This is a genomic window from Candidatus Chlorohelix sp., from assembly GCF_037138995.1.
In the GTDB taxonomy this organism is placed as follows: domain Bacteria; phylum Chloroflexota; class Chloroflexia; order Chloroheliales; family Chloroheliaceae; genus Chlorohelix.
On sequence record NZ_JBAXHI010000104.1, the window covers coordinates 1 to 2,094 of the forward strand.

General features: G+C 49.4%; 1 protein-coding gene. It reads left to right on the forward strand.

Going from position 1 to position 2,094, the window contains the following annotated elements; genetic code table 11:
- Positions 1-435 precede the first annotated feature (435 nt).
- On the forward strand, positions 436-1,902 hold the full coding sequence (locus WCK19_RS18440) for a replication protein (protein ID WP_342398874.1): 1,467 nt from the start codon (positions 436-438) through the stop codon (positions 1,900-1,902).
- Positions 1,903-2,094: the final 192 nt, after the last annotated feature.

Consider the following 2,094-nt stretch of genomic DNA (forward strand, 5'->3'; position numbering starts at 1 on the left):
GTTAGGTTTTAATCTTGTGGGGGCGACGCTGGAGTCGCCCTTCTTTTATTGCCCCAATCCCCATGAGATTTGCCCCACCCATCGAGGGCAAGAGCAACCTCCGGCTGGGCAACCCGCAGTGGTTGGTCGCGATGTTGCCCCTTCTCTATAAAAAAGGATTGACAAATTTTACAAATCGGGTTATAACTTTATAATAGAACATATGTGCTTTGGCTATTTTGGTGTGACATGCGGTAAACATGTGTGTGGTATGCAGTAAGTAGATACGCACCATGCAGTAAACGATTTAGGTTCAGAATCGCATGCTATAAAGTATTAATACATGAGTATAGTTATGTAATTTAGTAAAGGCGCTTGCCCGCCCACCCGGCGCATTTTATTATTACATTCAGAATATTGTGTATCACTCTTTATATTAAGCCTGAACCCGACAAAATGGCACGAGTGAATAAAAACGGACAACAACCTGATTCTCCCACAGAGGGCGGCGGAACGGCGCGGCAACCTGTTTTTGTGTTTGGCGGCTTCAGCAGTCAGAACCGCTATGCCGTGTTGGATGAAGTGACCGACCACTTGATGGCGCACCTGAGCGAAGCAGAGTTCAAGGTGCTTCATTATATTATTCGGCGCACTCTCGGCTTCCACAAGCCCACCGATGCCATTTCTCTCCAGCAATTCTGCCATGGGATTCGCCGCCGCGATGGTACTATCCTCGATTGCGGCACAGGCTTGGCGAAAACTACCGTTTTGCGCGGCATCGAAGGGCTGCTAGGCAAGCGCATCATCTGGGAGCAAATCCAAGATAACCCCTATCAGCCCGGCAACCAACCGAAAATCTACGGCTTGAGCTTTGCCAATGCCGCTACGCTATCGCCAACCCAATATTCCGATAAGAATTATTCAGAGAATGAACACCCTCCTGAGAGTAAAGCTAGGAGCATTTTGATACTGCCTGATAGCGAGTTAGAAGATAGTAGCGTTGCGCTACTGGCTAGTAGCAATTTGATACCACCTGATAGCGAGGTATCGAACTGTCAGACCACCGCCAACGCGGCTTCCTATAATATTAGTGTGCCGACTCCTGTTTTTGCGCCCCTAGATAGTAGCGTTGCGTTACAGGGTAGTAGCATTTTGATACAGGGGGTAGTAGCAAATAAGCTCCAAGATGAGTTTCAAAATGATACTGGGGTAGTATCACAAAGCTACCCACAACATGACAGTAAACAACTAATTAGACAAATAAAAGATAACAACAACATGCTGTTGTCGCCTACGTCTGATAATTTAGCGCGTAAGCTTGAGCCGGAATTGGAGACAGAGCTTGAGCGTTTGGGCTACGAACGCAAGATGCTAGAGCGGTTACTAGGCACGTATCATCACGAATATTTGCGCGAAAAGCTGGATTTGCTGTACGAGCGGTTGCGCCGCGAACAGGTGGCTAACCCGGCAGGCTTTTTGCTCAAGGCGTTGGAGGCGAATTATCGCGCTCCTGCTCTGTCGGTTGTGCCACCCGTTAAGCCCACTTTCCCCTATGTGAGCGCGTTGTTGGAGCAGCGCAATCGCATATCACAGGTTGAGCCTGAAGAAGATGCTGCCCCCGAAGCTGTTACCGGAGAACACCCCATCCCTAACGTCCTTGTGCCGGAGTCGCTTCCCGACCCGACCGAGCTTTTCAAACGTACGCTGGAAGAACTGGACGGTCCGCTAAACCGCTCAGACCTTGCCGCGCACTTGCGGTCAGGCACTTTGGAATTGTTAGGGCAAGATGCTGATATGTTGGAGTTTGCGCTGCATTTGCAAGAACGCTGGCGCATTGCACAACTCAGCCAATCGGATGTGGCGTTGGCGCGAATGGCGTTGCGGCGTTGCGCCGAGCGTCCTTGTTCGCTCGCGTTGGTATGAGCAAACCGAACGAGGGCGCATTCCATTTTGGATTTTGGATTGAAGCCCTCTCGCCAACACCATGAGAATTAACCCGTAGGGGCGGTTCTTGTCGCAACACGGAGGTTGCTCCTACAAATCCGAACTCCTCTAAAACTTTAATAAACTTTTAATATTTCTGACAGAAAAAACCCTTAAAAACGGGCATGTTGT

What these genes read in the sequence shown, in the direction of transcription:
- WCK19_RS18440 (WP_342398874.1), top strand. Translation starts at nt 436, where the DNA reads ATGGCACGAGTGAATAAAAACGGACAACAACCTGATTCTCCCACAGAG.